Raw genomic sequence first — 22956 nt, forward strand, 5'->3', positions numbered from 1 at the left:
TTTCGACCAATAGGTCTGGAAATGGAGTGCATCTAATTGGTCATGAAAACTCAGTGATCGTTGTGCGCCCAAAGCAACAGCGCATCGCGGTCTTCCACCACCAAACTGACTTTGGCTCCAACAGGAAGACAAACCTTGGTGGCAACGTGACCAAATGGCAAATCAGTTAACACAGGCACCTTCAGCTGACTGCGCAGCCAATCCACCACACTGGCCAACTTAAAGCCCTTGTCATGTGGGGTGAGTTTGTAGCTGGTGAACTGCCCCAAGACCACCGCTTTTTGCTGGGCCAACACACCCGCGTGCAGCAGTTGCGTCAACATGCGCTCTATGCGGTAAGGATGTTCACCGACATCCTCCAAAAACAACACCCCACCTTGCACCTGCGGAAAGTACGGCGTGCCCAACAAGCTTGTCAAAACGGCCAAATTACCGCCCCACAACACAGCATCTTTGGCCCATACGCCCGAACGACGCGTCTGAAGGGCATGGCAAGTCGCAGTAGACAAACGCCAGCCTGCGCCCTCCCCCTGCCCACTCACCAGATCGTCAAAGCAAGCTTCCATGATGTCGTCAGGTAGCGGGGCGCCAAAGTCTTCGCCTAACGCGGGCCCAGCCCACGACACTTCGCCCGTTTTAGCGAGAAGCGCATTTTGAAACGCCGTAAAGTCGCTTACGCCCACAAACTGCGTGCCTTTTGCAATGGCTTTCGCCACTGCTTTGTACGCAATGTTCGGCAGAATGCGCGTCAGACCATAGCCACCGCGCGAGATCAACGCCACATCGGCACCGCTGGCTGCCGCGCGTTCAATGGCGGCCAAACGGGTGGCATCGTCGCCGGCAAACCGGGTTTGGCGTGTGAGGGCATCAGCATCTAGCTCGACCTCATGGCCAAGTTGTTTAAGACGAGAAACACCTCGTTTGAATGCTGCTTTGTCGCGCACCGCGCCACTGGGGGAATAGATATAGATGTGAGCCATGGACACATTGTCGGTCACAGCGCCCCAGCGCGAGATTGCGACGGCCGCAGCTGCATGCTCAGCGTCTCAACGGTGGCGGGGTTGCCAATAAAGCACGCAGCGCGCGTGGACCCGCTTCATGGCCTCGATCAGGGTATGGCGCGATGTGCAGCGCAGAAGGCATGTGCACCTCTTGTGCATCAAGATGCACTTCCAGAGGCAAGGTCAACACATGTTGTAGCTGCGTCAACACAGGCCGCATGCTGGCAGGCGCATGCACGCTCAGAGCGGTGGCATGCAACGACACCATGAACTCAGCCAAGACCTGAGCATGCCAAACCACGCTGTGCACGCTTTGCTTTTTAGGTTTGTCAGACAAGCCGAACCCGGGTAAATCGATGGCCACACTGGGCGTGTTGGAGGTCAGGGCATCAAGATAAGCCGCGCTCCAACTCTGCGGCCCATGCAAAAAAACGTGAACATCCTGCGATGAAGGCCTGGCTTCATCGCGGTTGTCTAACCAATGCAGTCGCAAGCCATTCAAAACAGGCAGTTCTTGCGTGTAACGGGACCATTGAGGTGGCAGCCCCAGGCTCTGCATCGCAACCATGGCAGACTCACTCAAACGCAGCGCATCTTCACGTAATGGCACACGTTGCGCATTCGCTTCATGGCGTCGTTGCTCAAAAAATATTTGCAACAAGGCTGCGCACTCTGCGGCCAAAACACCCCGTGTGATCTGGGTATGGTGGTTCAGCTGAGGATGCTCAAACACATTCAGCACCGACCCGGCCGCTCCGGTTTTTGGTTCGTTTGCGCCATACACCACACGCTTCAAACGGGCATGCAAGGCCGCACCACTGCACATGACACAAGGCTCCAAGGTCACGTACAACGTGCATTCGTCCAAGCGGTAATTCCCGAGGGCAAGCGCTGCTGCGCGCAAGACATTCATTTCTGCATGGGCACTGGGGTCACAACTCGACACCGGGCTGTTGTGGCCACTGGCAATCACTTGTCCTTGGTGCACCACCACGGCGCCTACAGGCACCTCCCCCGCTTGAGCCGCAGCTTGCGCTTGCACCAAAGCCAACTGCATGAAGCCATGGTCAACAGACGTATCTTGTGCGCTCATGTGGGCTCCACCAAGCCGAGGCGAACCATCCAGCGGGCCAACACCTGTTCGGTAGGCGTACCTTGCCGATACATGGCGTACAAAGCAACGTGCGACTCAGGGCGATGTTGGTTGAGTTTGAGCTTGCACTGCAACTCAGTGATGCGCAACTCAAACGCCACGATGCCATGAAGCATTTTTTCTTGAAATGCACCATCCAAACCGCGCCACTGTGCGGCATAAGCAGGCTCGTGATCAGCAATCAATTGCTTGAGCAAGCGATCTTTGGCTTGTGGGTCATCCACCAAAGTAGCTTCTACACGGGCATGTACCGCCAAATAATTCCAGGTGGGCACGCGTGCCAGGTCTGGGTAGACCTGAGGTGACAAATAAGCTTGCGGCCCCATGAAGGTGACCAGAGTCTGAGGCCTGGCCTGCAAATAGCGCCAATGCGGATTGGCTTTGGCACAGTGACCCAACAAGATGCATTGACCGTCGCGCTGGGTCAAATGTAAAGGGATATGGGAAACAAAAGGAAAGCCCTCATCGTCTTGGCTGATCAAGCTCGCCAGCGGATGCTCACGCATCACAGCCAGCGCATGGGCTTCATCTTTGGCTTTGAAGTGAGGGGGCAGGTACATGTTGGTCAATGCACCACGCAAAGCGCAAGTGCGTTAGAAACGACGCTTGACAGGGCCGCCTGGGCCTTTGCCTTCAATGTGGCGGAACGTCACACGGGCTTTGTTCATGTCGTAAGGAGAGAGCTCAACCGTCACCTTGTCGCCTTCAATGATGCGGATGCGGTGCAGGCGCATTTTGCCGGCGGTGTAAGCGATCAGGGAGTGACCGTTTTCCAGGGTGACACGGTAACGCGAGTCGGGCAAGACCTCGGTCACCACACCCTTCATTTCGATCATTTCTTCTTTTGCCATGTACTCAGTATTCTCTAATTTAAAAATCAAGCCCAAGACGGGCAACCACTCAAACAACCCTCAATTGTAGGCCGTTTGGTTTTGGTGCTTATTCCCACTCAATCGTGGCAGGCGGCTTGCTTGACACGTCATAGGTCACACGGTTGATACCGCGCACTTCGTTGATGATTCGGCCAGATACTTTTTTCAGCAACGCATAAGGCAACTCGGCCCAATCTGCGGTCATGAAGTCGCTGGTTTGCACCGCACGCAAGGCCACCACATAGTCATAAGTGCGGCCGTCGCCCATCACACCCACGCTCTTGACGGGCAAGAACACAGTGAACGCTTGGCTGGTCAGGTCGTACCAGGTTTTGCCAGTGGCCTCATCCTTGAAGTTGTGTAGCTCTTCAATGAAGATCGCGTCAGCTCGACGCAGCAAATCGGCATATTCCTTTTTCACCTCGCCCAAGATACGCACACCCAAGCCTGGGCCTGGGAACGGGTGGCGATACACCATCTCGCGAGGCAGCCCAAGCGCCACGCCCAACTCACGCACCTCGTCTTTGAACAAGTCGCGCAAAGGCTCCAGCAGCTTGAGGCCCAATTGCTCTGGCAAGCCGCCCACGTTGTGGTGGCTCTTGATCGTCACTGCCTTCTTGCTCTTGGCACCGCCCGACTCAATCACATCAGGGTAAATCGTGCCTTGCGCCAAGAAGGTCGCTCCTTTGTGGCCTCCGTCACCCGCCTTGAGCTTGGCGGCTTGTTCTTTGAATACATCCACAAACAAACCACCGATGATCTTGCGTTTGGCTTCTGGCTCGCTCACGCCCGCCAGTTTGCCCAAGAACAAGTCACTGGCGTCTACACGAATCACATGGGCGTGCAACTTGCCCACGAACATGTCCATCACCATATCGCCTTCGTTGAGACGAAGCAGGCCATGGTCCACAAACACACAGGTCAGCTTGTCGCCAATGGCACGGTGAATCAGGGCTGCGGCCACGGACGAGTCCACACCGCCCGACAAACCCAGAATCACTTCTTCGTCGCCCACTTGCTGGCGAATCGATGCCACTGCCTCAGCGATGTAGTCACCCATGATCCAGTCTGGGCGTGTCCCGCAAATGTCCAGCACAAAACGGTTCAACAAGGCTTGACCTTGCACGGTATGCGTCACTTCGGGGTGGAACTGCACCGCATAAAACTTACGTGCTTCGTCGGCCATGCCCGCAATTGGGCAAGACGGCGTGGAGGCCATGACCTTGAAACCCTCGGGCAGTTGCGTGACCTTGTCACCATGGCTCATCCACACCTTGAGCATGCCGTGGCCTTCTGGTGTGTTGAAGTCTTCAATACCTTTGAGCAATTCGGTGTGCCCATGGGCCCGCACCTCGGCATAGCCAAATTCGCGGGTATGACCCGCTTCTACCTTGCCGCCCAACTGGGTGGCCATGGTTTGCATGCCGTAGCAAATACCCAGCACGGGAATACCCAGTTCGAACACCGCATCAGGGGCGCGGTCATCGACCTCGTACACGCTGGCATGGCTGCCCGACAAGATGACGCCTTTCAAGTTGCCATCTTTGGCGTACTCGTGCACCCAGTCGCTGCTCACGTCACAAGGATGAACTTCGCAAAACACATGCGCCTCACGCACGCGGCGGGCAATGAGCTGGGTGACTTGGGAGCCGAAATCGAGAATGAGGATTTTTTGGTGCGACATAAATAAAAAAGGCCATTCAGTGGCCTGACGCTATTGTCTCAAAAAACAAAACCACCCCGGAGGGTGGCTTGGGGAATGAGCGCTTTCTTACTCAGCGCGGTAATTGGGCGCTTCTTTGGTGATCTGCACATCGTGCACGTGGCTCTCACGAATACCAGCCGACGTGATTTCAACAAACTGAGCCTCGTTGTGCATGGCTTCGATGGTGGCACAGCCGCAATACCCCATGCTGGCACGCAAGCCGCCGGCCATTTGGTAAATGATGGCCACCACAGAGCCTTTGTAGGGCACCCGACCTTCAATGCCTTCGGGCACCAATTTGTCCGCATTGGGGTTGCCGGTGCTCGACTCTTGGAAATAGCGGTCCGCACTGCCCTGCTGCATCGCGCCAATGGAGCCCATGCCGCGATAGCTCTTGTAGCTGCGGCCCTGAAACAGAATCACTTCACCCGGTGCCTCTTCGGTGCCAGCGAACATGCCGCCCATCATCACCGTGCCGGCACCTGCGGCGATGGCTTTGGCAATGTCGCCGCTGTAGCGAATGCCGCCGTCTGCAATCAAGGGCACCCCAGTGCCTTGCAGGGCAGTCGCCACGTTGTCGACCGCCATGATCTGCGGCACGCCCACACCCGCCACGATGCGCGTGGTGCAAATCGAGCCAGGGCCGATGCCGACCTTGACACCATCTGCACCAGCATCCACCAACGCCAGCGCGGCAGCACCGGTGGCGATGTTGCCGCCAATGACTTCGATGTGTGGGTAGTTTTGCTTGACCCAGCGCACGCGGTCGATCACACCTTTGCTGTGACCATGGGCCGTGTCCACCACGATGGCGTCAACGCCCGCACGGGCCAGCGCCTCAACACGTTCTTCGGTGCCCTCACCCACGCCCACTGCAGCACCGACACGCAACTTGCCTGCGGCGTCACGTGCTGCATTAGGAAAGTTGAGTTGCTTGGTGATGTCCTTGACCGTGATCAGGCCCTTGAGTTCAAAGGCATCGTTGACCACCAACAGGCGTTCGAGCTTGTGCTTGTTGAGCAGTGCCTTGGCTTGTTCGGGCGTGGTGCCTTCGGGCACCGTGATCAGACGCTCCCGTGGTGTCATGATCTCGCTGACCTTTTGGTCGTAACGGGTCTCAAAGCGCAAATCACGTCCGGTGACGATGCCCACCACTTGGCCCCCATTGCACACAGGGAATCCTGAAACACCCAGTTCTTCAGACAAGGCCATGACTTGGCGCACCGTGGTTTCAGGCGTGATGACCACAGGGTCGCGCAGCACACCCGACTCATAGCGCTTGACCTTGGCCACTTGCGCCGCTTGCTCTTGCGCGGTCAGGTTTTTATGGACGATGCCAATGCCACCTTCTTGCGCAATGGCAATCGCCAAGCGTGCTTCTGTCACCGTGTCCATGGCGGCAGACACCAAGGGCAGGTTCAAGCGGATATTGCGGGTGAATTGGGTCGCGAGAGAGGTGTCCTTGGGTAGGACTTGAGAGTAGGCTGGCACCAACAACACGTCGTCGAAGGTGAGTGCTTTGCCGAGAAGGCGCATGGTCATGGCTCCAAAAAAACTATTGTACGTAGGGGGTCATAAGGCCTTGTATACAGGGCACCACCGAGCTATTCCTTAGAAAAAGGAGGACATCTCTTCGTGTAGCAAAATGAAATTCAGATTGATTAATATCTTATAAGGGTGATTCATTTGCCAGGTCGTCATCAAAAACAATTAGGCACCCTTCTCTTGTGTATTCATGTGGTGTTAGGACCCTTGGCCTATGCCGAACCCACCAAACTCAGCCTTCCTGATCTAGAAGGCATGATGTTTGGCCAAAGTCCAGCTTTGCGCAGTGCAGCCAGTGCAGTCGATGCGGCACGAGCTGGCGTAGAGACAGCACGCACCATCGCGAATCCCCACATCGAAGTCATGAACGGCATGCGCAAACCGCGCCCTGGCATACAAGAGGCAAATGGAAACCTGAAATCCATCAGCCTGACCCAAGACCTCGACATGCCCTGGCATCGCTTGCCACGCGTGGAAGGTGCCGTTGCAGGACTCCAAGCTGCCCAGGCCAACGAGCAATCCTTCAAATCAGACATGCGTGCGCAACTGCGAGTGCGCTATTACGACTTGGTACGCCGCACAGCCGAAAACCGTGCCGCACGTGAAGACGTCAAGTTGATGGAAGGCATTCACAAAAGCATCGCACTGCAAGTTGAAACTGGAGAAAAAGCGCGCTTCGAACTGGTCAAAGCCAATGCGGAGTTACTGAATGCACAAAAAATGCAAGAGTCTGCCAGCCTGCGTGTTCGCCAATCTCGCGGGGCTTTGCGTGCCTTGGTGGGCGTTGAATTGTCAGAAGCTTTTGAAATTCAAGAGCAAACACACATGTTTGCACCCCCACCTCCCCTGAGTGACATCCGCGACGAAGTGCTCAAAAGCAATCCAGAACTGCAACGCACACGCGCACAGCGACAACAACTTGATCGCAAACTGAGCGAAGAAAAAGCCTTGCGATTTCCCAAATTTGCACTGCGCGCAGATCAAGACACGGACCCAGATTGGCGCAGCAGGCGCATTGGCGTAGCCATGAACCTGCCTTTGTGGGACTGGCGTGGCGGACCAGTGGGTGAAGCCGCAGCCAAGCTCTCACAATCAGACAACCTGTTGGCTTACCAAGAGTTTTCACTTCTTCAATCCCTTGAAGCGGCTTACCAGCAATATGACATCGTCAACGCCCAAGTGGTGGCCCTTGAGGGGGGCATCGTGCGCCAAGCTGCCAATGCCCTGCGCATTGCCGAGTTGGCCTACAAGGCTGGTGAAAAGAGCTTTTTAGATGTGATCGACGCACAGCGCGTCTACCGTGCATCCCGTAACGAACTCATCACGGCACAGTTTGACTTGGCCAGTGCATGGGCCGAGATTGAACGTTTACGGGCACACAGCCAATGATTAAAAACTCTATGAAACTCAACACTCTCAAAGTCCCCAAACTGATCACTGCTGTGTTGTGCTGTGCCTTGGCTTTGTCTGCCTGTAAAAAAGCAAGCATCGAAGAAGCCACACGCACAGACAACGACACCATGCGCGTGTTCGCGCCAGACAGTTTGAAAGCACAAATTGAAGTGGCGCAAGTGCTGAGCCTTGAATCCTCAGACATCCTGCGTGTCGCAGGTCAAATTGACTTTGACGAGCAAGCTCTCACCCGTATTGGCGCCAGTGTCACGGGTCGCGTCACGCAAATCCATGCATCACTGGGCCAAGTCGTCGACAAAGGTGACACGCTAGCCTTGATCAACAGCAGCGAACTGTCAGGCTCGCAACTGTCTTACCTTAAAGCACGTTCCGAACGAGAACTTCACCGCCGCAATGTCGAGCGCGCCAAAACACTGTTTGATGCAGATGTGATCAGTGCGGCAGAACTTCAACGACGTGAAAACGAATACGAAATTGCCTCCGCAGAAACGCGTGCGGCACAAGACCAGCTGCGTGTCTTGGGCGTGAGTGCCAAAGCGATGGATCGCCTGGCAGCGACGGGAGCGATTGATTCTGTGGCCAGTGTGGTCGCCACCATCAAAGGGGTCGTGGTAGAACGAAAAATTGCAGCAGGTCAGGTGGTTCAGCCCTCGGATGTGCTCTTTACCGTTGCAGACCTGAGCCGTGTCTGGGCTGTCGCTCAAGTCCCCGAACAACAAATCAGTCAAGTCAAAGTTGGGCAATCGGTCAGCATCGAAGTGCCTGCACTTGAGAACGACAAGTTGGTTGGCAAGCTCATCTACGTTGGCCAAACTGTCAACTCAGAAACACGCACGGTTCTGGTCCGCACCGAACTCGACAACAAGCACGGGCGCCTGAAACCCTCCATGTTGGCCTCTATGCTGATCGAATCAGCACCCGTGCAACGACTGGCTGTACCCATCACAGCCGTGGTACGCCAAGATGATGCGGACTATGTGTTTGTAGAAGAGCAAAACGGCTATTTCCGCCTCACGCCTGTCAAGCTGGCGGCGGAGCAAAACGGCCAGCGCGTCGTTCTTGAGGGGCTCAAGCCTGGTGTGCGCATCGTCTCAGATGGTGCCTTTCACCTGAACAACCACCGCAATCTCGCCGACATGAAAAACGGAAGTTAACCCATGCTGGAGTCACTTGTTCGCGCAGCACTCAAGCAGCGCTTGGTGGTGTCTGTCATTGCCATCATCTTGCTGTGCTTTGGCATGCATGCCGCCACCAAACTCTCAGTCGATGCTTTTCCCGACGTGACCAATGTGCAGGTGCAAATTGCCACCGAAGCTCCTGGCCGTTCGCCGGAAGAAGTGGAACGATTTGCCACGGTACCGATTGAGGTGGCCATGACTGGCTTGCCTGGTTTGACGGAGCTGCGCTCACTCAACAAGCCGGGCTTGTCCCTGATCACCTTGGTGTTCACCGACAACACCAATGTTTACTTTGCCCGCCAACTGGTGATGGAACGGTTGATGGAAGCGAGCCACCGTTTGCCCACGGGCATGACGCCAGTGCTAGGCCCCGTATCGTCAGGTTTGGGCGAGGTGTATCAATACACCCTGGAGCATCCCAGCGATGGCAACCGCGAACTGAGTCAAGAAGAACTCATGCAGCGCCGTGTGGTGCAAGACTGGGTGCTGCGCCCCTTGTTGCGTTCAATTCCAGGCGTTGCAGAAATCAACTCACAAGGTGGCTACGTCAAGCAGTACCACGTTTTGGTCAATCCTGAGCGTTTGCGTCACTACAAGATCAGCCTGTCAGAGGTCTACACAGCCGTCTCGCGCAACAACGCCAATTCTGGCGGCGGCGTGCTGCCCCAAGCAGCAGAGCAATACCTGATTCGAGGCTTAGGACTCATCCAAGGCGTTGGAGACTTGGGTCAAATCGTGCTCAAAGAAATCAACGGCACGCCTGTTTACATGCGTGATGTGGCAGAAATCAAACTCGGCCATGACGTGCGACAAGGTGCCGTGATCAAAAACGGCACCACCGAAGCAGTCGGTGGCATTGTGATGATGATGACGGGCGGCAACGCCAAAGAGGTGGTCAGCCGTATCAAGGCACGTGTCAAACAAATCAACGACCGGGGCATGCTGCCAGGTGACTTGAAAGTGGTGCCCTATTACGACCGTTCAGAATTGGTCGATGCGGCCTTGTGGACCGTCACCAAAGTGCTGATTGAAGGCGTGGTGTTGGTCGTCGTTGTGTTGTTTTTGTTCTTGGGCGATGTACGCTCCTCGCTCATCGTGGTGGCCACCTTGGTGCTCACCCCCCTGCTCACTTTCATGGCCATGAACAAACTGGGCATCTCAGCCAACCTCATGTCCTTAGGAGGCTTGGCGATTGCCATTGGTTTGATGGTGGATGGATCTGTGGTGGTGGTCGAAAACGCCTATGCACGTTTGGGCCGTGCCGCCGAGCTTGGCGAGAGCAAAGTACGCGGCATATTGAATGCCGTGCTTGAAGTGGCCACACCTGTCATTTTTGGGGTGGGCATCATCATCTTGGTGTTTTTGCCCTTGATGACGCTGCAAGGCATGGAAGGCAAGATGTTTGCGCCTTTGGCTTACACCATTGCGATTGCGCTGGCCGTGTCGCTGGTCTTGTCCATGACCTTGTCACCGGTGTTGTCGTCGTACTTGCTCAAGCCACCTGTCGGTGATGGCGACCATGACACGCCACTCATCAAAGCGCTCAAGTCACGCTATTTGAAATTACTGAACGTGGCCATGTTGAATCAAAAGCGTACCGTGCAAATGTCTCTGGCTTCCTTTGCACTGGCGGTGTTGGTTCTGCCGTTTTTAGGCACGGCCTTCATTCCAGAAATGAAAGAGGGATCCGTGGTCCCTGGCATCAACCGGGTCCCCAATATTTCTCTGAATGAGTCGATCAAGATGGAAATGCAGGCCATGCGCTTGATCATGACCGTGCCGGGGGTGAAGTCCGCCATCTCGGGCTTGGGCCGTGGTGAATCGCCCGCCGATCCGCAAAGCGTCAATGAGTCCACGCCCATCGTGAGCTTGAAACCTCGCAGCGAGTGGCCATCGGGCTGGGACCAAACCGACATCACGAACGCCATGAGTGAAAAACTCAAAGTCTTGCCTGGCGTACAAATTGTGATGGCTCAACCCATCTCGGACCGGGTTGACGAAATGGTCACCGGTGTGCGTTCGGACATTGCCGTGAAGGTGTTTGGCGATGACTTGGATGAGCTGAAAGTTGTGGCTCATCAAATTGCCAAAGTGGCACAAAACATACAAGGCGCGCAAGACTTGCGTGTGGAGCGTATTTCGGGTCAGCAATACCTGCAAATCGACATCGACCGCCAAGCCATTGCACGCATGGGCCTCAACGTCTCTGATGTCAACGACCTGATCGAAACCGCCATTGGTGGCAAAGTGGCATCTGACGTGTTTGAAGGCGAGCGTCGCTTCTCTGCCGTGGTGCGTTTACCCGAACGATTTCGCGACAACATTGAAGCTATTTCCAACATTATTTTGAACTCAGCCAATGGCGCGCAAGCCCGCTTGGCGGATATGGCAAAAATTCATGTGGTGGATGGTCCGGCGCAAATTTCTCGCGAAATGGCCAAACGTCGCATCGTGGTGGGCATCAACGTGAAAGACCGAGATCTGGGTAGCTTTGTGACCGAACTACAAGCCAAAGTGGCTGACAGAGTCAAACTACCCGAAGGCTATTACCTTGAGTGGGGTGGCCAGTTCCAGAACATGGAGCGTGCACTGGGACATTTGAAGGTCATCGTCCCCATCACGGTAGGTGCCATTTTTTTCTTGTTGTTTTTGCTCTTCAACTCGGTCAAATTCGCCACACTCATCATCACCGTGCTGCCCTTTGCCTCCATTGGTGGTGTGATTGGTTTGTTCATCTCAGGCGAGTATTTGTCTGTGCCTGCCTCGGTTGGATTCATTGCACTGTGGGGCATTGCTGTGCTCAACGGCGTGGTGTTGGTGTCGTACATACGCAGCTTGCGTGAGGGCGGTATGTCGGTCAAAGATGCCGTGATGGAAGGCGCTCGCCAGCGCTTTCGCCCAGTGATGATGACCGCAACGGTAGCCATGCTGGGTCTGATTCCGTTTTTGATCTCAGACGGCCCGGGCTCTGAAGTTCAACGCCCCTTGGCGATTGTGGTGATTGGGGGCTTGATCACGTGTACCTTGTTGACCCTGGTCGTTGTGCCAACGATTTACCACTGGTTTGATGATGCAGAACCAGAAGCTTGAGTGAAGGACCCGTATGAAAGAAATCAAAGCCATCATTCGTCCCTCCAAGCTGCCGACAGTGCGCGAAAAGCTTCGCACCCTGCCCGGCTTTCCTGGCATGACGGTAAGCAAAGCCGAAGGCTGTTCCGCCAACAGTGTGCACAACCCGGCCAATGTGAAAGAGGAGCTGACCGACTACACCCCGAAGGTGCGCATTGAAATTGTGGCGCCTGATGAGATCTGCGACAGCATCGTTGACTTGATCGTTCAGACCGCACAAATCGGCCAAATCGGCGATGGCCTGGTGTGGGTCACCGACATCACACGTGCCGTGTTTTTGTACAAATCGGTTGCGGGTCCTACTGAACCGACAGCGGCAAATTCAGCAGCAAATTTTGCGGCTTGAGCTTGAGTCGCTGCTCGCCGTCCACCGCCATCGCCAAGTAAACCGGCTTGCCGCGCACTTCGGCACGCATGGCGCTGGGGTCGACAAACTCCAGTTTGAACAGACACAATAGACGCTCCATGCGCTCAGGCGCCACGTCGAGGCCTTGGTACAGGTCGTTGAGCACGCCACTGGCTTGCGCATCCAAGCCCACATGCCACACCCATTGGTCATCGTCGATCTCGCGCTCTGTCTGAATGCGCACCTCAACCCCCAAAAAGTGTTGCACCCAGCGGGCCATCACCTCGCACAAAGCGTCCAAGCCTGGCTGCCCCCGGTTGAGACTCAACACCCAGTCGAAACTCTCGCTGCGTGGCCAATAGGCCTCTTGGTTGTCGGCATTGAGCACATCCAGATCCACGCTGCGCAGTTTGATACCCCCTTGTGTCAACAACTCACCCAACGAGCCAAAGCTGCTTTGGGTGGCATGGCGCTCCACGGTGTCATCGTCAGCCGCCATCACCGCGCCATCTTCGAGCACCGTGATCTTTTGGGGCCGCATCAACATTTCTGCCGCACGCGCTTGCAAGGCAGTCGGCGTCTCACCCAGCACGTGGCGCAGCAAGATGTGGGTGATCTGCTGCACCAGCAAAGGCGGTACATCCACGCCATCGCCTTGAAACAGCGCCAAGTAGCTAGCCTCTAGCGTCGGCTTGGCCACGATGCGCTGCCTGAACCGCAACCACACCGCGTAGTTCTCAGCCGCATCGGTATCTTGCAATTGCGCCAACTCATCAGACGTCACCTCACGCTTGGGGTTGTCCATCAAGCTGTGGTGCAAGGTCAGCTCTGCCGAGCATGACGTGGCGATGGGGGCCAACTCTGGCCGCTCCAACAAAAAACGCAAAAAGTCGTCTGTCACCTGCAGATGCCCTTGCGCATTGGTGCTCAACAAATCGTAGCCACTCGTCGGCCAAAGGGTATGTGTCATGAATCAATAACCTGCTTTGGCACCTGCTCGGCGCTTGGCAAACAAGCCCGCGCGTTGAGTGCCTTGTTTTTGAAAACGCTCACGTCGCGCCACCTTGGGGTCCACCGTCAAGGGACGATACAACTCCACCCGGTCCAAGTCACGCAACACATGACCAAGGGTGGTCTTGCGCCCCCACACACCCAACAGCCACAGACTGTGGTTGTTCAGGTCAAGTGCGGGGAAGTCGATCAATAAACCACTGGCCTGCAGCGCCTGTTGCACCGTGCTACCAGTAGGCAAGGTCAGCTGGCGTTCATGCACCACACGTGGCGCGGGCGACACCATCACACCAATGTGCAAGACGGCAGTGGGTGGGGTGCGGGACGTCAAGATGTGTACACCTGCTCTGCCCGCTTGACAAACGCATCCACCAAGGTGGATGCAATCTTGTCAAACACAGGCCCCACCAAGGCGCCGAACATGCTGTCAAAGCTGTAGTTCAGCGTTAACTCAATGCGGCACGCGCGTTGTGGGCTTTGGGTGTTGGGATCAGTGAGCGGGTGGAAGTCCCACGTGCCATCCAAATGCTTGAAGGGGCCGTCGATGAGCTGTAACTTCACCTGACGTCCAGGCACATGCTGGTTGCGGGTTGAGAAGCTTTTGTGAAAACCACCCAAAGCCATGCCAATCTCTGCCGTCATGTCATCGCCGTGTTGCGACAGCACAGACGCACGGTCGCACCAAGGCAAGAACTCGGGGTAACGGGCCACATCGGTGACCAAGGCGAACATTTCCTCAGCGCTGAACCAAATAAGAACGGACTTGTGAACGGTTTTCATAGAATAGCCACTATTGTAAGAAGCACCATGGCCACCAAAAAACCTGTTACCTCAACCCGCATTGCCGACAACAAAAAGGCCGCCTACAACTATTTCTTTGAAGAAAAGTTTGAAGCCGGCATGGTGCTCCAGGGCTGGGAAGTTAAAGCCGCACGTGAAGGCAAGGTGCAACTCACCGACGGCTATGTGGTCATTCGCGATGGCGAGCTGTATGTCATTGGCTGTCAAATCAACCCTTTGCATACGGCATCCACACACATCAGCCCCGACGCTGTGCGGACCAAGAAACTGCTGATGAAGAAAGACGAAATCAAACGTCTGATTGGCAAGGTCGAGCAAAAGGGCTACACCCTAGTGCCCATCAACCTGCACTGGAAGAACGGCAAGATCAAATGCGAAATTGCCCTCGCCAAGGGCAAAGCCGAGCACGACAAACGCGACACCATCAAAGACCGCGAAGGCAAGCGCGAGGTCGAGCGTGCCATGAAAAGTCGGCACAAATAAAGCGGCGCTCAACGCGCTGTTTTGCGCTTGGCCGCAGCAGGCTTGGGCGAACCGTTCACCCGTGGCGGCAACCCTGTGTGTTGCGTCAGCACCCGCCCTTTGGTGGGTTCGTTGCGCATGGTCGTCTTCGCCACACCTGCTTTGGCCGCACCAGGTTTAGCTGTGACAGTGCTGTTTTTGCGCCGCGCACTGGTATATCCACCGTCGGTCAGCGGCTGAAACGTCGGGATCAGATGGTGCTTGCCATTGCCAATCAAATCGGCACGGCCCATGGCTTTCAAGGCTTCTCGCAACAGCGGCCAATTGTTGGCATCGTGGTAGCGCAAAAAGGCTTTGTGCAAGCGCCTACGGCGTTCACCGCGCACGATGTCCACTGCCTCGCTGGTGCGTGTCACACGCGACAGAGGGTCTTTGCCCGAGTGGTACATCGCCGTGGCCGTGGCCATGGGGCTGGGGTAAAAGGTTTGCACCTGGTCGGCACGAAAGCCGTTTTTCTTCAGCCACAAGGCCAGGTTCATCATGTCTTCGTCACGCGTGCCCGGGTGGGCCGCAATGAAGTACGGCACCAAGAACTGCTTTTTGCCAGCTTCGGCGGAGAAGCGGTCAAACATCTGCTTGAACTTGTCGTAGCTGCCGATGCCGGGCTTCATCATCTTCGAGAGTGGCCCGCCCTCGGTGTGCTCGGGCGCGATCTTGAGGTAGCCGCCCACATGGTGGGTCACCAGCTCTTTGACGTATTCGGGCGACTTGACCGCCAAGTCGTAGCGCAGCCCGGAACCAATCAAAATTTTCTTCACGCCCTTCAGGGCCCGCGCACGGCGGTACATGTGAATGAGTGAGCTGTGGTCGGTGTTGAGGTTTTGGCAAATGTCTGGGTAGACACAGCTTGGCTTGCGGCATGCAGCCTCGATCTCGGGGCTTTTGCAACCAATGCGGTACATGTTGGCGGTGGGCCCCCCCAAGTCGCTGATGACGCCCGTGAAGCCCGACACCTTGTCGCGAATATCTTCGATCTCACGAATCACCGAGTCTTCGCTGCGGCTTTGGATGATGCGCCCTTCGTGCTCGGTGATCGAGCAGAACGTGCAACCGCCAAAACAACCGCGCATGATGTTGACCGAGAAGCGAATCATCTCCCAAGCTGGAATTTTGGTGGCGCCATCGTGGCTGCCGTGTTCGTCTGCATACACCGGATGGGGGCTGCGGGCATAGGGCAAGTCAAACACCAAGTCCATCTCGGCGGTGGTCAGGGGAATCGGCGGTGGGTTGATCCACACATCGCGTGCGGTCACACCTTCGCCATGCGACTGCACCAAGCAGCGGGCGTTGCCAGGGTTAGTTTCCAAATGCAACACACGGTTGGCGTGGGCGTACAACACGGGGTCCGACTTGACGTGGTCGTAGCTGGGCAAGCGAATCACGCTGCGGTCACGCGGCGGCACTTTGAGTTTGCCCTTGCCCTGCAAGGCTGGCATGTTGGGGTTGGGCACAAAATTCAGGGGCGCGACCGTAGCCTGCGCCCCGGGCCCGTTGGCGGCATCGGCCACCGCTTGGGCTTCGTCTTCACGGGCACAGCTTTGGCCTTGGGCCTTGGCCTGCTCGCTGACCATCAAATACGGGTTGACGTGGGCTTCAACGCGGCCAGGAATGTCGATGCTCGACGAGTCAATTTCGTACCAACCCTCAGGCGTTTCACGGCGTACAAAGGCGGTGCCACGCACATCGGTGATCTGTTGCACCGGTTCTTTAGCGGCCAAACGGTGCGCAATTTCAACAATCGCGCGCTCGGCATTGCCGTACAGCAACAGGTCGCATTTGCTGTCCACCACGATGGAGCGACGCACCTTGTCCGACCAGTAGTCGTAGTGGGCAATGCGGCGCAGCGAACCTTCGATGCCGCCCAACACAATCGGCACATCGCTGTAGGCCTCTTTGCAGCGCTGGCTGTACACCAAGGCCGCGCGGTCGGGACGCTTGCCGCCTACATCGCCCGGCGTGTAGGCGTCATCACTGCGAATTTTGCGGTCCGCGGTGTAGCGGTTGATCATCGAATCCATGTTCCCAGCGGTCACGCCGAAAAACAAATTCGGTTTTCCCAGCGCCTTGAACGGGTCGGCGCTTTGCCAGTCGGGCTGTGCAATGATGCCCACACGAAAGCCCTGGTTCTCCAGCATGCGCCCGATCACGGCCATACCAAAACTGGGGTGGTCCACATAAGCGTCACCCGTGACGATGATCACATCGCAACTGTCCCAACCCAACTGGGTCATTTCCTCGCGGCTCATCGGCAAAAACGGGGCCGTGCCGAAGCGGGCCGCCCAGTACTTGCGGTAACTGGTCAGCGGCTTGGCGTTGCGGGGGAAAAAAGAGACGTCGGCGTAGGCATTCATGAGCCCCCGAGTTTACGGGTTTGCCCGAATTCGGGCTGACGCAAGGTCTTTCAGGGCCCCAAGTCCCTGGATCAGGATGGCAGCGCGTGCACCGTGGCGCTGTCACCCCACAAATGAGCCACCACGCGCTGCACCTGGACCACGTCCCCGGTGGTGAAAAACCGTGTCGACCCATGGCCCTGCGTGTGCAAGTTATTGCCCAAACGGCGCACCAGCTCGCGTGCCACGGCCTCTGCGGGGTCTATCAGGGTCACCCCCTCACCCGCCAAACGCTGGATGGTGTCGCGCAAAAACGGGTAATGCGTGCAGCCCAACACCAAGGTGTCGGCCCCCTGCGCCACCAAAGGCGCGATGAACTGGCGCAGCAGCGCCTCGGTGTGAGGACCGTGCAAATTGGCTTGCTCCACCAACTCCACCCAACCAGGGCAGGCTTGCAACAAGATACGTTTGCCTTCGCCGTACTGCGCGCACAACCTGGCCACGCTCTCACTTTGCACCGTTTGACGCGTCGCCAAGACGCCCACCACACCTGTACGCGTCAAGGCCACAGCGGGTTTGATGGCCGGCTCAATCGCCACCACCGGTAAATGGGTGTGTTCGCGCAAGCTGCGTGCAGCCACCACCGTGGCGGTGTTGCAGGCAATGGTGATGGCTTTGACACCCTGCTGGGCCAACCACTGACCGACCGTCAACGTGCGTTGTGTGATGTGTGCTTCGCTTTGATCACCATAGGGCGCGTGCCCGGAGTCGGCCACGTACACCAAGTCTTCCCCCGGCAAAGCCTCGCGAATGGCGCGCAACACCGACAGCCCGCCCACACCAGAGTCAAAGACGCCAATGGCATGGTCAAAAACAGGCAGCGGCTCAGGCGTGGGGTGGTGCGTCGACATGGGTTGAAAAAGCAAGAGCGCTGATTCTCGCCCAGGCGCATCGGTAGGCGCTTGCCACAAAGTAACAAAGTTACATAAAAGTCATTTAATCCATTAAAATTACGTAACCAAGTTACAAATCCAACCCCGCACACATGCTGGAACGCGTCGAAAGTCAACTCAACTCCTTGCCCCCTGCCGAGCAACGCGTGGGCCAATTGCTGCTGCGTGACCCACGGGCTTTTGCCAAATTGCCAGTGGTCGAATTGGCCGAACGCTCGCAGGTGAGCAAACCGACCGTGGTGCGGTTTTGTCGCAGTCTGGGCTACGACGGGCTGAGCGACTTCAAACTCAAGTTGGCGGGTAGCTTGAGCGAAGGCGTGCCCTTCATCCACCGCAACGTGGGCGCGCAAGACAGCACCTCGGAGGTGTTGGTCAAAGTGATTGATAACACCGTGGCTGCATTTTTGAAATACCGCAACGACGCTTCCACATCTGCCATCGAGCAAGCGGCGCAAGCCATTGTGCTGACCCACAAAAAAAACAAACGCCTGGAGTTTTTTGGCGCGGGCAACTCAGGCATCGTGGCGCAAGACGCGCAACACAAGTTTTTTCGTTTGGGCTTTCACACCATCGCCCACAGCGACGGTCACCTGCAAATCATGAGTGCATCGCTGCTCAAACCGGGCGACTGCCTGGTCTTGGTGTCCAACTCAGGGCGCACCCGCGACTTGCTGGATGCCTGTGACATTGCGCGTAAAAACGGTGCCACCACGGTGGTCATCACCGCTTCTGGGTCGCCACTGTCTAAAGCAGGGCAGATTCACCTGGCGGCCGATCACCCCGAGAGCTACGAGCGCTTCAGCCCCATGGTGTCGCGCTTGCTGCACCTGATGATCATCGACGTCTTGGCCACCACCGTGGCTTTGCGCTTGGGCAGTACACAACTGCAACCCATGCTACGCACTATGAAAAACAACCTTCTTCAAAAGCGGTACACATGAACTCCAAACCCACTCAAGTCGGCGCACAAGACATCGTGATTTTTGGCGGTGCGGGCGACTTGTCGTTTCGCAAACTCTTGCCTGCGCTCTACATGGCCAACTTGCATGACAAACTGCATGCCCGCACCCGCATCATTGGCGTGGGCCGCCAAAACTGGCGGCGTGACGAGTACCTGAACTTCGTCGACAGCCACTCCCCCGCCTTCATTGAAAAAGAAGCCCTCACCCCCAGCGACTGGCAAAACTTTTTGGCACGCCTGGACTATGTCAGCCTGGACGTGACACACGCGGAGGACTACGCCAAGCTCAAAGCGGCTTGCACTGCGCAGGCACTGCGTGTGTTTTATCTGGCCACAGCGCCCAACCTGTTCACACAAATTTGCGCCCACCTGTCAGAGGCTGGCTTGGTGGATGCGCAAGCACGTGTGGTGCTTGAAAAACCACTCGGCACCGACCTCGCCTCGGCACGCGCCATCAACGCGGATGTGGCGCGCTACTTTGACGAACAGCAGATTTACCGCATCGACCACTACTTGGGCAAAGAAACAGTACAAAACCTGATGGTGCTGCGCTTTGGCAATGCGATTTTCGAGCCCTTGTGGCGCGCGCCGTACATCAAGAGCGTGCAAATCACCGTGGCCGAAACCGTGGGCGTGGGCAGCCGAGCCGGTTTTTACGACGGTGCAGGTGCCATGCGTGACATGGTGCAAAACCATTTGCTGCAACTGTTGTGCATCGTGGCCATGGAGCCGCCCATCTCGCTCGATGCAGACGATGTGCGCGATGAAAAACTCAAGGTGCTGCGCTCCTTGCGCAAGATGGACTTGGCCGACATCAAACGTGACACCGTGCGCGGCCAGTACACCGCTGGGGCCTCTGAAGGTGTGGCCGTCGTGGGCTACCAAGAAGAACACAACGTGCCGCCCAACAGCAAAACCGAAACCTTTGTGGCTTTGCGCGCGCACATCAACAACGCACGCTGGGCCAACGTGCCGTTCTTTTTGCGTACCGGCAAGCGGATGCAAAAGCGCCAATCCGAAATCATCATCGAGTTCGCCGATCAACCCTTCTCCATTTTTGGCACCACGGCCCAACACGAACCCAACCGTTTGATCATCAGTTTGCAGCCCGAAGAATCCATTCAGTTGGGCATGATGGTCAAAGAACCCGGCTCTGGCATGACCTTGCACCCGGTCAAACTCGGGCTAGACCTGCAACAGTCCTCCGACAAGCGCCGCGCCGAAGCGTATGAACGTTTGCTCATGGACGTCATCAAGGGCCGTTTGACCCACTTCATGCGCCGCGACGAATTGGAGGCCGCGTGGATGTGGGTCGAACCCATCTTGGAGGGCTGGAAAGCCCTGGACGACAAACCCCGTGCTTACTCGGCCGGCAGTTGGGGGCCCGCCGCATCGTCGGCGCTGATGGCACGCGAAAACCTGTCGTGGTTCGAGGAAATCTGATGTCCAGCGATGTGACATCCACCGCCCCTTGGCTCAGCGCACCTCGTGCCAACATCACGGCGCACACCGGTGCAACGACTGAATTGACACAAGCCCTGGCGTTAGACATCGCCCAGCGTTTGACCGCTGCCATCGACGCGCGTGGCGTGGCGGTGTTGGGCGTGTCGGGTGGCAAGTCGCCGGTGGCTTTGTTTCATGCGTTGCGCGTTCTGCCCATTGCATGGGCCCAGGTACGCATCACGCTGGCCGATGAACGTTGCGTGCCCTGCACCCATGGCGACAGCAACGCCCACTTGGTGACCACGCATTTGCTGCAAGACCAGGCGCATGCCGCGCGCTGGGTGCCCATGGTGAGCCAAGCCGCTGAACCGCTGCCCCCCTTGTCGCAGTTGGTTCTAACCGCCGGTGCTGCACTGCAAGCGGCTGGTACCCCCGACGTGATGGTGCTGGGCATGGGCGCGGACGGGCACATCGCGTCGTTGTTTGCCGACGCACCCAATTTGCCCGACATGCTGGACCTGCACAACACACAGGTGTGTGCAGGCGTCACACTCGCACAGCCCCCTGCGAATGCGCCCTACCCGCGCATCACACAAACACTGGCGCAACTGCTGCGCGCACGCCACATCGTGCTGCCGATCAGCGGCGCGGACAAGCTCAACACTTTGCGCAAGGCTTGGCAGCAACGCAGCAACGCATATCCGGTGTCGCACCTGCTGCACCAAACCCACACCCCTGTTTCTCTTTGGATCTCGTCATGACCACACCCTTGAACCCCACCCTGAGCGCGGTGACCCAGCGCATTGAGCAACGCAGCGTGGCGTCCCGCGCGGCCTACCTCCAAGTGCTGACACAAGCCAAAAAACCCGGCCCGTACCGCGGTGGCATGGGCTGCGCCAATGCCGCCCATGCTTACGCCGCCATGCCCGCCAACGACAAACTGGTGCTGCGCCAAGAACGTCAGCCCAACGTGGGGGTGATCACGGCCTACAACGACATGCTCTCAGCCCATCAGCCCTATGAGCATTACCCAGAAAAAATTCGCGCCGCAGCACGGGCCGTGGGCGCGACCGCGCAAGTGGCCGGTGGCGTGCCCGCCATGTGCGATGGTGTGACCCAAGGCGAAGACGGCATGGAGCTGTCGCTGTTCTCGCGCGATGTGATTGCCTTGGCCACAGCCGTGGGTCTGTCGCACAACGTGTTTGACGCCGCTTTGTTTTTGGGCGTGTGCGACAAAATCGTGCCGGGCTTGTTCATGGGCGCTTTGCAGTTTGGCCATTTGCCCGCCGTGTTTGTGCCTGCAGGGCCCATGACGTCGGGTCTGTCCAACGACGACAAGTCCAAGGTACGGCAGCAATACGCCCAAGGCTTGGTTGACCGTGACACCTTGCTCGCCGCCGAGCAAGCGGCTTACCACAGCGCTGGCACCTGCACCTTCTACGGCACCGCCAACTCCAACCAAATGTTGATGGAAATCATGGGCTTGCACTTGCCAGGCGCATCGTTTGTCAACCCAGGCACACCGCTGCGTGAAGCCCTCACCACGGCTGCGGTCCAGCGTGCGGTGGAACTCAGCCAAACCCCCAACGCGGGCATGGGCCACCAGATCGATGCCAAGGTCATCGTCAACGGCATCGTCGGTTTGCTGGCCACCGGAGGATCGACCAACCACACCATGCACCTGATCGCGATGGCGCGTGCAGCGGGACTCATCGTCAACTGGGACGACTTCTCCGATCTGTCGGCCTGCGTGCCTTTGCTGGCCCGCGTCTACCCCAACGGCAGCGCCGATGTGAACCACTTTCAGGCCGCAGGCGGCATGGGATTTTTGATCGCGCAGTTGCTTGGCGTGGGTTTGTTGCACGCCGATGTCCACACCCTCATGGGCCACGGTTTACAGCGCTACACCGTGGAGCCCTGGCTCGACCAGGGACAACTGGCCTGGCGCGAAGTGCCCACCCAATCGGGCGACGAAGCCGTGTTACGCCCTGCCTCGCGCCCCTTCAGTGCAGACGGCGGTTTGCGCCTGATGAAGGGCAACTTGGGGCGCGCCGTGGTCAAAGTCTCGGCGGTCAAGCCCGAACACCGCCTGGTGCGTGCGCCGGCGCTGGTGATGACCGATCAAAAACAACTCGCTGAATTGTTCAAAGCGGGGCAACTGGAACGTGACTTTGTGGCGGTGCTGCGCAACCAAGGCCCACAAGCCAACGGCATGCCCGAGTTACACAAGCTCACCCCCGTGTTGGGTGTGCTGCAAGACAAGGGCTACAAAGTGGCGCTGGTCACCGATGGGCGCATGTCGGGGGCGTCGGGCAAAGTCCCTGCCGCGATCCATGTGAGCCCCGAAGCCGTGGACGGTGGCGCGATTGCCAAGGTGCGAGACGGTGACATGATTACCCTGGATTGCGATGCGCAGATCTTGCAACTGGAAGTCAGCGATGCCGAACTGGCCGCGCGTGTGGCGCCCACACCTGACCTGTCGGCCAACCAACGCGGCACTGGACGTGACTTGTTTGCCCTGTTCCGTGACCACGCCGCCCATGCCGAAGACGGTGCCTCACCGCTGCTTTCACATGTTCACCACGCCTGATAC

General features: G+C 57.3%; 20 protein-coding genes. 9 read left to right on the plus strand and 11 right to left on the minus strand.

Features of this window, described 5'->3' with window-relative positions:
- Positions 1-50: 50 nt before the first annotated feature.
- From B9Z39_RS06020 to guaB, 6 genes are all read right to left on the minus strand, one after another.
- Positions 51-980, minus strand: coding sequence for an LD-carboxypeptidase (locus tag B9Z39_RS06020; RefSeq protein ID WP_108301219.1), 930 nt, complete (start codon positions 978-980; stop codon positions 51-53).
- 58 nt (positions 981-1038) lie between these two features.
- Positions 1039-2094: a tRNA adenosine(34) deaminase TadA gene (gene tadA / locus B9Z39_RS06025; protein WP_108301054.1), complete on the minus strand. Its 1056-nt coding sequence runs from the start codon at positions 2092-2094 to the stop codon at positions 1039-1041.
- The gene (locus B9Z39_RS06030) at positions 2091-2714 is read right to left on the minus strand and encodes an FMN-binding negative transcriptional regulator (RefSeq protein WP_100145139.1); all 624 of its coding nucleotides are present in this window, start codon (positions 2712-2714) and stop codon (positions 2091-2093) included. The genes tadA and B9Z39_RS06030 overlap by 4 nt, the downstream gene beginning before the upstream one ends.
- A 33-nt stretch (positions 2715-2747) precedes the next feature.
- Positions 2748-3005, minus strand: a complete 258-nt coding sequence (gene infA / locus B9Z39_RS06035) for a translation initiation factor IF-1 (protein ID WP_100145141.1) — start codon at positions 3003-3005, stop codon at positions 2748-2750.
- An 88-nt stretch (positions 3006-3093) separates the two neighbouring features.
- A complete protein-coding gene (guaA, locus tag B9Z39_RS06040) occupies positions 3094-4710 on the minus strand; it encodes a glutamine-hydrolyzing GMP synthase (protein WP_108301055.1) in 1617 nt (538 codons plus the stop codon).
- A gap of 87 nt (positions 4711-4797) precedes the next feature.
- Positions 4798-6267: an IMP dehydrogenase gene (gene guaB, locus B9Z39_RS06045; RefSeq protein ID WP_100144966.1), complete on the minus strand. Its 1470-nt coding sequence runs from the start codon at positions 6265-6267 to the stop codon at positions 4798-4800.
- 189 nt (positions 6268-6456) lie between these two features.
- Between guaB and B9Z39_RS06050 the strand changes: the two genes are divergently transcribed.
- The 4 genes from B9Z39_RS06050 to B9Z39_RS06065 are packed head-to-tail and all read left to right on the plus strand — an operon-like array spanning position 6457 to position 12342.
- Complete coding sequence (locus tag B9Z39_RS06050; RefSeq protein ID WP_143474141.1) at positions 6457-7665, plus strand: TolC family protein; 1209 nt, start codon at positions 6457-6459, stop codon at positions 7663-7665.
- An 11-nt stretch (positions 7666-7676) separates the two neighbouring features.
- Positions 7677-8843, plus strand: a complete 1167-nt coding sequence (locus B9Z39_RS06055) for an efflux RND transporter periplasmic adaptor subunit (protein ID WP_108301220.1) — start codon at positions 7677-7679, stop codon at positions 8841-8843.
- Positions 8844-8846: 3 nt separating this feature from the next.
- Positions 8847-11957 (plus strand): efflux RND transporter permease subunit, encoded by a 3111-nt coding sequence (locus B9Z39_RS06060; protein ID WP_108301056.1) that lies wholly within the window; start codon positions 8847-8849, stop codon positions 11955-11957.
- A gap of 13 nt (positions 11958-11970) precedes the next feature.
- Complete coding sequence (locus B9Z39_RS06065; protein WP_100144971.1) at positions 11971-12342, plus strand: P-II family nitrogen regulator; 372 nt, start codon at positions 11971-11973, stop codon at positions 12340-12342.
- On the opposite strand, the gene B9Z39_RS06070 is transcribed toward B9Z39_RS06065, so the two are convergent.
- Genes B9Z39_RS06070 through B9Z39_RS06080 form a run of 3 tightly spaced genes read right to left on the minus strand, consistent with a single transcriptional unit; the run spans position 12296 to position 14133 of the window.
- Complete coding sequence (locus tag B9Z39_RS06070) at positions 12296-13312, minus strand: DUF6352 family protein (RefSeq protein ID WP_108301057.1); 1017 nt, start codon at positions 13310-13312, stop codon at positions 12296-12298. The two genes, B9Z39_RS06065 and B9Z39_RS06070, sit on opposite strands and share 47 nt — an antisense overlap.
- Positions 13313-13315: 3 nt before the next feature.
- Complete coding sequence (locus B9Z39_RS06075) at positions 13316-13639, minus strand: RnfH family protein (protein ID WP_100145145.1); 324 nt, start codon at positions 13637-13639, stop codon at positions 13316-13318.
- A 41-nt stretch (positions 13640-13680) separates the two neighbouring features.
- Positions 13681-14133: a type II toxin-antitoxin system RatA family toxin gene (locus B9Z39_RS06080; RefSeq protein ID WP_108301058.1), complete on the minus strand. Its 453-nt coding sequence runs from the start codon at positions 14131-14133 to the stop codon at positions 13681-13683.
- A gap of 27 nt (positions 14134-14160) precedes the next feature.
- Between B9Z39_RS06080 and smpB the strand changes: the two genes are divergently transcribed.
- Positions 14161-14637 (plus strand): SsrA-binding protein SmpB, encoded by a 477-nt coding sequence (smpB, locus tag B9Z39_RS06085; protein ID WP_108301059.1) that lies wholly within the window; start codon positions 14161-14163, stop codon positions 14635-14637.
- Positions 14638-14645: 8 nt separating this feature from the next.
- On the opposite strand, the gene B9Z39_RS06090 is transcribed toward smpB, so the two are convergent.
- Together B9Z39_RS06090 and murI are read right to left on the minus strand one after the other, a co-directional pair.
- Positions 14646-17027, minus strand: a complete 2382-nt coding sequence (locus tag B9Z39_RS06090; RefSeq protein WP_108301060.1) for a YgiQ family radical SAM protein — start codon at positions 17025-17027, stop codon at positions 14646-14648.
- A 71-nt stretch (positions 17028-17098) separates the two neighbouring features.
- The gene (gene murI, locus B9Z39_RS06095; RefSeq protein ID WP_108301221.1) at positions 17099-17917 is read right to left on the minus strand and encodes a glutamate racemase; all 819 of its coding nucleotides are present in this window, start codon (positions 17915-17917) and stop codon (positions 17099-17101) included.
- 134 nt (positions 17918-18051) lie between these two features.
- On the opposite strand from murI, the gene B9Z39_RS06100 reads away from it, so the two are divergent.
- The 4 genes from B9Z39_RS06100 to edd are packed head-to-tail and all read left to right on the plus strand — an operon-like array spanning position 18052 to position 22953.
- Complete coding sequence (locus B9Z39_RS06100; RefSeq protein ID WP_108301061.1) at positions 18052-18900, plus strand: MurR/RpiR family transcriptional regulator; 849 nt, start codon at positions 18052-18054, stop codon at positions 18898-18900.
- On the plus strand, positions 18897-20363 hold the full coding sequence (gene zwf, locus B9Z39_RS06105) for a glucose-6-phosphate dehydrogenase (RefSeq protein ID WP_108301062.1): 1467 nt from the start codon (positions 18897-18899) through the stop codon (positions 20361-20363). Before B9Z39_RS06100 ends, zwf begins: the two co-directional genes overlap by 4 nt.
- Complete coding sequence (gene pgl, locus B9Z39_RS06110) at positions 20363-21124, plus strand: 6-phosphogluconolactonase (RefSeq protein WP_100144985.1); 762 nt, start codon at positions 20363-20365, stop codon at positions 21122-21124. Before zwf ends, pgl begins: the two co-directional genes overlap by 1 nt.
- Positions 21121-22953 carry a phosphogluconate dehydratase gene (gene edd, locus B9Z39_RS06115; RefSeq protein WP_108301063.1) on the plus strand — a complete coding sequence of 611 codons (1833 nt, stop codon included), beginning with the start codon at positions 21121-21123 and terminating at the stop codon, positions 22951-22953. The genes pgl and edd overlap by 4 nt, the downstream gene beginning before the upstream one ends.
- Positions 22954-22956: the final 3 nt, after the last annotated feature.

This window comes from Limnohabitans sp. JirII-29, assembly GCF_003063395.1.
GTDB lineage: Bacteria > Pseudomonadota > Gammaproteobacteria > Burkholderiales > Burkholderiaceae_C > Limnohabitans.

What these genes read in the sequence shown, in the direction of transcription:
- pgl (WP_100144985.1), top strand. Translation starts at nt 20,363, where the DNA reads ATGTCCAGCGATGTGACATCCACCGCCCCTTGGCTCAGCGCACCTCGT.
- smpB (WP_108301059.1), top strand. Translation starts at nt 14,161, where the DNA reads ATGGCCACCAAAAAACCTGTTACCTCAACCCGCATTGCCGACAACAAA.
- B9Z39_RS06020 (WP_108301219.1), bottom strand. Translation starts at nt 980, where the DNA reads ATGGCTCACATCTATATCTATTCCCCCAGTGGCGCGGTGCGCGACAAA.
- zwf (WP_108301062.1), top strand. Translation starts at nt 18,897, where the DNA reads ATGAACTCCAAACCCACTCAAGTCGGCGCACAAGACATCGTGATTTTT.
- murI (WP_108301221.1), bottom strand. Translation starts at nt 17,917, where the DNA reads ATGTCGACGCACCACCCCACGCCTGAGCCGCTGCCTGTTTTTGACCAT.
- infA (WP_100145141.1), bottom strand. Translation starts at nt 3,005, where the DNA reads ATGGCAAAAGAAGAAATGATCGAAATGAAGGGTGTGGTGACCGAGGTC.
- B9Z39_RS06065 (WP_100144971.1), top strand. Translation starts at nt 11,971, where the DNA reads ATGAAAGAAATCAAAGCCATCATTCGTCCCTCCAAGCTGCCGACAGTG.
- B9Z39_RS06060 (WP_108301056.1), top strand. Translation starts at nt 8,847, where the DNA reads ATGCTGGAGTCACTTGTTCGCGCAGCACTCAAGCAGCGCTTGGTGGTG.
- tadA (WP_108301054.1), bottom strand. Translation starts at nt 2,094, where the DNA reads ATGAGCGCACAAGATACGTCTGTTGACCATGGCTTCATGCAGTTGGCT.
- B9Z39_RS06030 (WP_100145139.1), bottom strand. Translation starts at nt 2,714, where the DNA reads ATGTACCTGCCCCCTCACTTCAAAGCCAAAGATGAAGCCCATGCGCTG.
- B9Z39_RS06080 (WP_108301058.1), bottom strand. Translation starts at nt 14,133, where the DNA reads ATGAAAACCGTTCACAAGTCCGTTCTTATTTGGTTCAGCGCTGAGGAA.
- B9Z39_RS06070 (WP_108301057.1), bottom strand. Translation starts at nt 13,312, where the DNA reads ATGACACATACCCTTTGGCCGACGAGTGGCTACGATTTGTTGAGCACC.
- guaA (WP_108301055.1), bottom strand. Translation starts at nt 4,710, where the DNA reads ATGTCGCACCAAAAAATCCTCATTCTCGATTTCGGCTCCCAAGTCACC.
- B9Z39_RS06100 (WP_108301061.1), top strand. Translation starts at nt 18,052, where the DNA reads ATGCTGGAACGCGTCGAAAGTCAACTCAACTCCTTGCCCCCTGCCGAG.
- B9Z39_RS06055 (WP_108301220.1), top strand. Translation starts at nt 7,677, where the DNA reads ATGAAACTCAACACTCTCAAAGTCCCCAAACTGATCACTGCTGTGTTG.
- B9Z39_RS06090 (WP_108301060.1), bottom strand. Translation starts at nt 17,027, where the DNA reads ATGAATGCCTACGCCGACGTCTCTTTTTTCCCCCGCAACGCCAAGCCG.
- guaB (WP_100144966.1), bottom strand. Translation starts at nt 6,267, where the DNA reads ATGCGCCTTCTCGGCAAAGCACTCACCTTCGACGACGTGTTGTTGGTG.
- edd (WP_108301063.1), top strand. Translation starts at nt 21,121, where the DNA reads ATGACCACACCCTTGAACCCCACCCTGAGCGCGGTGACCCAGCGCATT.
- B9Z39_RS06075 (WP_100145145.1), bottom strand. Translation starts at nt 13,639, where the DNA reads ATGGTGTCGCCCGCGCCACGTGTGGTGCATGAACGCCAGCTGACCTTG.